The organism is Chloroherpetonaceae bacterium (assembly GCA_025056565.1).
Taxonomy (GTDB): domain Bacteria; phylum Bacteroidota; class Chlorobiia; order Chlorobiales; family Thermochlorobacteraceae; genus Thermochlorobacter.
Genome location: JANWWA010000026.1, coordinates 1 through 6,921, shown reverse-complemented (window position 1 = coordinate 6,921; position 6,921 = coordinate 1). Strand labels below are relative to the sequence as shown.

At 52.9% G+C, this 6,921-nt stretch carries 7 protein-coding genes; 4 read left to right on the top strand and 3 right to left on the bottom strand.

Annotated elements, in window-relative coordinates:
- On the top strand, positions 1–453 hold a 453-nt coding region (locus NZM05_12460), incomplete at its 5' end, for a T9SS type A sorting domain-containing protein (GenBank protein ID MCS7014426.1).
- Positions 454–757: 304 nt separating this feature from the next.
- Here the strand turns inward: NZM05_12460 and NZM05_12455 are convergent.
- From NZM05_12455 to lpxD, 3 genes are all read right to left on the bottom strand, one after another.
- A complete protein-coding gene (locus NZM05_12455) occupies positions 758–1,537 on the bottom strand; it encodes a Uma2 family endonuclease (protein MCS7014425.1) in 780 nt (259 codons plus the stop codon).
- A gap of 240 nt (positions 1,538–1,777) precedes the next feature.
- Positions 1,778–3,148 carry an NAD-dependent succinate-semialdehyde dehydrogenase gene (locus NZM05_12450; GenBank protein MCS7014424.1) on the bottom strand — a complete coding sequence of 457 codons (1,371 nt, stop codon included), beginning with the start codon at positions 3,146–3,148 and terminating at the stop codon, positions 1,778–1,780.
- Between the two features lies 1 nt (position 3,149).
- A complete protein-coding gene (gene lpxD / locus NZM05_12445; protein ID MCS7014423.1) occupies positions 3,150–4,232 on the bottom strand; it encodes a UDP-3-O-(3-hydroxymyristoyl)glucosamine N-acyltransferase in 1,083 nt (360 codons plus the stop codon).
- A gap of 138 nt (positions 4,233–4,370) precedes the next feature.
- Between lpxD and NZM05_12440 the strand changes: the two genes are divergently transcribed.
- The 3 genes from NZM05_12440 to NZM05_12430 all read left to right on the top strand — a co-directional run.
- On the top strand, positions 4,371–5,309 hold the full coding sequence (locus NZM05_12440) for a ribose-phosphate pyrophosphokinase (protein MCS7014422.1): 939 nt from the start codon (positions 4,371–4,373) through the stop codon (positions 5,307–5,309).
- A gap of 23 nt (positions 5,310–5,332) precedes the next feature.
- Positions 5,333–5,995: a 50S ribosomal protein L25/general stress protein Ctc gene (locus NZM05_12435; GenBank protein MCS7014421.1), complete on the top strand. Its 663-nt coding sequence runs from the start codon at positions 5,333–5,335 to the stop codon at positions 5,993–5,995.
- A gap of 224 nt (positions 5,996–6,219) precedes the next feature.
- A partial coding sequence (locus NZM05_12430) for a hypothetical protein (protein MCS7014420.1) occupies positions 6,220–6,921 on the top strand: 702 nt, incomplete at its 3' end.

The window sequence follows — 6,921 nt, the reverse complement described above, 5'->3', positions numbered from 1 at the left end:
TTCTCACCTGAGCTGCGTGGCAAAGGCACCACCACTTCGACCACCAACTACGCTTTCCTTGATGCGAATGTCGAGACTGGTCAAACCTACACCTACCAGCTTCGCTCCGTCGATTTTGACGGCACGGTGCATGACTATGCCCAGCGTGTCACGGTAGAAGTGCGCGAGCCCATCAGTCCGCCTCGCTACAGTTACAACTTGGAGCAAAACTATCCGAATCCTTTTAACCCCACGACCAATATCCGATACTCGATTCAGCAAACTGGGCTGGTTACGCTTAAGGTCTATGACCTCTTAGGTCGGGAAGTGGCGACGCTGGTCAATGAAGTGCAACCGCCGGGCAACTACGAAGTGCAGTTCAACGCCAGCACACGCACTTCCAGCGGCATCTACATCTACCGCTTGCAATCAGGCAACTTCACACGCACAATGAAGATGATGCTAGTAAAATAAGGTGCAAGAAGTGAGACTCATGCAGCTCACAGGAGGGCGTCCTAAGTAGGGACGCCCTTTTTCTTTCCGTCCCTCTCCTTCAAAAGGAGAGGGACGTTTCGGCCACGCCGAAACAGGGTGAGGCGAATTCAAAGCTCTTTGACCTCACCCCCAACCCCTCTCCTTCAAAAGGAGAGGGGAGCGCCACTATCCCTCGCCTTACAAAGGAGAGGGACGTCCCAGACGAAAGTCAGGACAGGGTGAGGTCGCACAGCAGCAAGACCATATTGCCGAAGCAGGGACGATACGGCGCACCAGACGCAGATTAGAGCTTCTCAGGGTCAATGCCGAGTTTGCGCAGTGCCGCCGCAAGCTGCTCTGCCCGTTGCCGCTCTTGCTTTGCTTGGGCTTCCGCCGCTTCGGCACGCAGACGCTCTTGCTCTGCTGCCTCTTTCCCTGTTAGCAGCAACTTGCCACTCGCATCATACCACCTCAGCCACTCTCCCTCTACCCCATCAAACTGCCCTCTCCATAGCCCGACGCCTAACCCTATCTGCCCCAACTGCCTCCCTTCCAACCTCACATACCCCCCACCCCGCAACTCATAGCCACTCAGCCCCCCCTGTATGTGCAACCGCATCGGATCATAGACCACATAATACCGCACCCCAACCCGCTCGTAAATCCGCTGCTTTTCATCTAACTCCCCCCCATAGGTGGCTGAAATCACCTCCACCACCACATCGGGCGCCTTCCCATACTCCCACACAAAATACGACCGCCGTCGCTTCTCGTGAATCTGCTCCCCTTGTGGCGGCTCCACCCCTAAACTGACCAACACATCGGGCACCACTGGCGGCAAGTGCAGCCCGTAAAACACCCCAACATTTTCGCACGCCAAAAACGGCTGCTCTGGCTTCCAACTGGCATAGAGCGAGTCGACCAGCAACCGCCCCTGCCGCTCGGCAAACAAGCTATCCACAGGTGCATTATCTTCAGTTTGAATGTGAGAAATGTCTATGGTGAGGGTCTCATCGGAGCCCACCAACGGCACAGTGATGATGTCTTGACTTCGTGTCAGCTCTGGTTGTTTTACTTCTGACATTGCTGCCTCCTTTCGCACCCATTTGCACCACGAAAGATACACAACTTCACCTCACCCCCAACCCCTCGCCTCCAAAAGGAGAAGGACATTTCGGCAACACCGACACAGGGTGAGGCGAATTCAAGGCTCTTTGACCTCACCCCCAGCCCCTCGCCTTCAAAAGAAGAGGGGAACATCGCAGTCCCTCGCCTTACAAAGGAGAGGGACGTTTCGGCAACACCGAAACAGGGTGAGGTGCATTCATTTCACATACACGGTTTTGATATTTGTAAACTCGTGCATCCCAAAGTGGGACAGCTCTCTGCCGTAGCCTGACTCCTTAATGCCGCCAAAGGGCAAGCGTGCGTCGGAGCGCACCAGTGCATTGATGAAACAATTGCCTGCTTCGATTTCTCTGGCTAGTCGCTCTCCGCGCTCGGGGTCGCTGGTGAAAATTGCCGCACCCAATCCATAGCGCGTGTCGTTGGCGATTGCAATCGCTTCGGCTTCGTCTCTTGCAGCAATGATTGCTGCGACGGGACCGAACAGCTCTTCGTCGTAGGCCGGCATTCCCTTTGTTACTTCGCTGAGCACACTAGGCGGGTAGAAGTAGCCAGTGCCTTCAGGCAAGGCAGCGCCTAGGCGCACTTTCGCTCCTTTTGCAAGGCTTTGGCTGACTTGCGCATGCAGTTTTTCTCGCAAGTCTTTGCGCGCCAGTGGTCCTAAGTCCACGTCGGTCAGTGGGTCACCTATTGTTTTAGCCCGCATTTTTTCCACAAAGGCTTCTTCAAACTTTTTTCGCACCGATTCCAGCACAATGAATCGTTTCGCTGCAATGCAGCTCTGCCCTGTATTGATGCAGCGTGATGCCGCGCATACTTCTGCTGCTTCGTCAAGGTTGGCGTCATCTAAGATGAGGTAGGGGTCGCTCCCGCCCAGTTCTAAGACGGTTTTTTTTAGCATTACACCGGCTTTGGCGGCTACAAACTTGCCTGCCGCAGTGCTACCTGTGAGCGTTACTGCCTTTACGATAGGGTGCTCAATCAAGGTAGAAATTCGCTCTGGCACGTTTTCTGCTGCAATGAGTAAAGTTTGATACACCCCCTCGGGCAAGCCTGCTTTTTGCCAAACTTCTTCAATAGCCAGAGCGCAGCCTGTCGTGCTTGGCGCATGCTTGAGGAGCAGCGTATTACCTGCCAGTAGCGTCGGCACTGCACATCGGAACACTTGCCAGAAAGGAAAGTTCCATGGCATGATACCCAGCACTACCCCCAACGGCTCAAACACCACATAGCTTTTGCTGGCTTCGGTTTTCACGATTTCGGGTCGGAGAAAGGTTTCAGCATGTTCGGCGAAGTATTCGCAGGTAGCGGCGCATTTTTCCAGCTCCGCTTTACTTTGTGCCAGCGGTTTGCCCATTTCGGTGGTAATCAGCGTTGCATAGTGCATCAGATTTTGCCTCAGGACGGCGGCGGCTTGCCGAATGGGCTCTATGCGCTCCTGTACGGAGCGTTTTCGCCACTGCTGAAAAGCGCTCTCAGCGCGCTGCAGTGCCTTTTCCAGTTCCGCTTCGGTGTGCTCACGATAAGTTTGGAGCACACACTCGGTTGTTGGGTTGATAGATTGGAGCATTTTAAGGCAGTTCGTTTTTCTTGGCTTTTAGTTCAAGGAGTTCTTTTTCGACAGCTATGAGGCGGCGCATCATTTCCTCAAGTTTGCCTATCATCGCTTCTTGACGGAGTTGTTCACGCAGTGGTTTTGCGGGTGCGCCGCGCCAGAACTCTCCGGGCTTGGTGATGGATTTGGTGACGCCCGCTTGTCCGCCCAGCGTTACGCGGTCAGCAATCTCCAAATGGCCGACAAAGCCGACTTGCCCGCCAATCATACACGAGTTGCCGATCTTGGTGCTGCCCGAGAGACCTGCTTGCGAGGCAATGACGGTATTGGTGCCTACGCTGCAATTGTGTCCAATTTGCACCAGATTATCAATTTTTGCACCTGCTTTAATGCGCGTCTCCCCCAGTGTGGCACGGTCAATGCAAGTATTAGCGCCAATTTCCACGTCGTCTTCCAGCACCACGGTGCCAACTTGCGGAATTTTTTTGAATGTGCCGTTCTTTTGCGGAGCAAAGCCGAATCCATCGGCGCCAATTACTGCGCCAGAATGAATGGTTACGCGGTGTCCAATTTGGCAATCGTGATAGATGACCACATTTGGGTAAAGAATGCATCGCTCGCCAATTTTCGTGCCGTCCAAAATGGTAGTATGTGGGTAGATGCTCGTCTCTGCTCCGATTTCGACCTCTGCGCCAATGTAGCAATACGCGCCAATGCGTGCTGAAGGGTGGATGGTTGCAGACTTAGCGATGATGGCTGTCGGGTGCACGCCATCTGCTAGCATATTCCGCATTGGCTTAAACCGCTCTAAGACCAGTGCAAAGGCTGTGTAGGCATCTTCGACGCGCACCAGAGCCAGCTTTGGCGCTTTTCCTGCCACATTGAGGTTGCAGGAGACAATTGCGGCAGAGGCGTTGGTGCGGCTAAGGTATTTTTCATACTTCGTGTTTGCTACAAACGTTAGGTCGCCATTAGTTGCCGATTCAATTGGGGCGAAGTTTTTAATCGGCGTGGCAGCATCGCCCACAAGCTCCGCCTCAGGAAAAGTCTCTAAGAGCAGGTGATAGATGTCGCCTAATGTTAAGTTTGGGCTGGTCATAGAAGGCTTTTCCGTTTCAAGTTGAACGTGTATATTTTCGGCTCTTTTCTCAGAAGCGTCTTTTGCGATACGGCACGAATATAACAAGGCGCAACGTATCGCCTGACTTTGGTCGCATCATTTACTCGGCAACTCAGTATGTTCAAGACCATTAAAATTTACGCTGGTCGTAGCAACCGTCCGCTTGCCGAAAAAATTGCGAATCAGTTGTCGCTGCCTTTGTGCAAGGCAGAAATTAAGAGCTTTTCTGATGGTGAAATTTCGGTGCACTACAATGAATCCATTCGTGGCAGCGATTTGTTCATTATTCAGTCGACCAATTCGCCAGCGGAAAATTTGCTCGAGCTTCTGATTTTGATCGATGCAGCCAAGCGTGCTTCAGCCAGTCGCGTTACGGCGGTGATTCCATACTACGGCTATGCACGGCAAGATAGAAAAGATCAGCCTCGTGTTTCCATTACGGCCAAGCTTGTTGCCAATCTTATCACGACAGCTGGCGCAGACCGAATGCTAACGATGGATTTGCACGCTCCTCAAATTCAAGGCTTCTTTGACATTCCCTTTGACCATCTTTACTCGGCGGGCATTCTTATCAACCATATCCGCAAGATGGAACTCGATAATCTTGTGGTGGCCTCGCCTGATGTCGGGGGTGTCAAGCTCGCACGCACCTATGCCAAGCGCTTGGGAGCTGACCTTGCGATTTGCGATAAGCGTCGCCCACGTGCTAATGAAGCCGAAGTGATGAACATCATCGGCGATGTGAAAGGCAAGAATGTGCTTCTGGTCGATGATATGATTGACACGGGCGGCACTATTGTCAGCGCCGCCAACGCAATGAAAAAAAGCGGCGCCAATCGAATTTTTGCCGCTTGCACGCACCCGATTCTCTCTGGCCCTGCCGTCGAGCGCATTGAGAACTCAGATATTGAGAAAGTGATTGCTACGGACTCGGTGCTAACCAACCATGCACCACTCTCAAAGCTGGAGATTGTCACCGTCAGCGGCTTATTTGCCGAAGCCATCAAGCGTATCTACGACGACAGTTCTATCAGCTCTCTTTTTGACGAAGACTAAACCACAAACTCTCTCTAACTGCTATGCAAACGATTACTTTGGAAGCTGAAACGCGCAGCGTGTCGACAAAAGGCACTCTTAAAGCCTTGCGCCGCAAAGGAATGGTGCCTGCCGTGCTCTATCACAAAGGCGAAGAAGCCATTCCACTGGCTGTGAAGGAGTCAGAGCTACGAAAGCTGGTCTACACGACTGAATCACACCTTGTGAACCTGAGGTTCAGCGATGGCACAGAAAAGCAAGCGATTATGAAAGACCGTCAGTTTGACCCGCTCACTGACCGAATCGTGCATGCGGACTTCCAGCTCCTCAAAGCTGATGAAATGGTGGAGACGGAAGTGCCCACACTCTTTAAGGGCACGCCAGCCGGAGTGGTCAAAGGCGGTCGCGTGCAAGTGCTTTTGCACAAACTGACTATTCGCTCGCTGCCCGCTGACATTCCTGAACACATTGAGTTTGACATCTCTCACTTGGAAATCGGTGACACGCTTCACATTGAGCAAGCCAACCAAATCCATGCTTCAGCAAAGTGGAAAATTGTGGGCGACCCATCGATTTCAATTGTCTCAGTGGTGCCGCCTACGAGGGGCGAGGTCATCACCACAACTGAAACGGCTGCTACAGAGCCAGAAGTCATCGCAAAAGGCAAAGAGAAAGCTGAAAAAGCAGAGAAGGCTGAAAAGAAATAGAGCACACGTTGCCAAAAGAGCGGCAGACCTTGCCGCTCTTTTTGTTTATGGGAAAGTTTCAGTGACGTGGTCACCCCAGCTGCACCTTGCAGCGCAATTTGAAAGCTTCAAAAAAACTTAACCTGCAAGCAACTTGCGAGAATTCTTAGCTATACTTAAATTTGGCAAAAACCTCTCTCATCGCTGCGCGTAGCCAGTCTAACACAGCAAGTTCTGAATACACTATGAGACTCATTTTTTTACTCCTCGCCTCCTTCCTTGTCATCGCTAGCGTCGCATTTGCTCAAACCGGTCCTGGTGGCGTTGGGAACAGTTCTACGAACCGGTTGTGGTTGCGGGCGGATGCGGGGACATCAACGACCGTAGATGGCGCGCCTGTGAGCGCGTGGAACGACCAGTCAGGCAACAACAACCACGCCACGCAGTCGGATGCCAACCGCCAACCGCTCTACATTGCCAATGCCGTCAATGGTCGCCCGACCTTGCGTTTTGATGGCGCAAATGCCAACACAGCGTTGCGCGATGCGCTGGTGCTGACGACGAACCTGACGGATGTGGTGGGAACGCTACTCATCGTGGGGCGACGGACAGCGCTCGGCGGCACTTGGCAGCCGATGTTTTCGTCGCAGCGGTTCTATCCGTTTGGGCGCGGGCAGTTTCAAGAGGGATTAGGCATGTGGCGCTCTGGGCCAGGCGATGCGTATTATGAGCCAGCGACATCGATTGGGATCAACAACACGGCGCCGTTTCGGGTGATGGGGTTTCGGCAGACAGGGGACAACAATGTGTCGGGGGCGTTGCGAATGTTTTTGGACGGAACGGAAAGCAACTTCACTTACAACGGGTCAGGGCTATTTAATGTCTCGCAGACGTCGTTTGGGTGGCAGTTTAGCGATATGTCCTATGCGTTTCTTGGGGACATAGCG

What these genes read in the sequence shown, in the direction of transcription:
- NZM05_12455 (MCS7014425.1), bottom strand. Translation starts at nt 1,537, where the DNA reads ATGTCAGAAGTAAAACAACCAGAGCTGACACGAAGTCAAGACATCATC.
- NZM05_12450 (MCS7014424.1), bottom strand. Translation starts at nt 3,148, where the DNA reads ATGCTCCAATCTATCAACCCAACAACCGAGTGTGTGCTCCAAACTTAT.
- lpxD (MCS7014423.1), bottom strand. Translation starts at nt 4,232, where the DNA reads ATGACCAGCCCAAACTTAACATTAGGCGACATCTATCACCTGCTCTTA.
- NZM05_12440 (MCS7014422.1), top strand. Translation starts at nt 4,371, where the DNA reads ATGTTCAAGACCATTAAAATTTACGCTGGTCGTAGCAACCGTCCGCTT.
- NZM05_12435 (MCS7014421.1), top strand. Translation starts at nt 5,333, where the DNA reads ATGCAAACGATTACTTTGGAAGCTGAAACGCGCAGCGTGTCGACAAAA.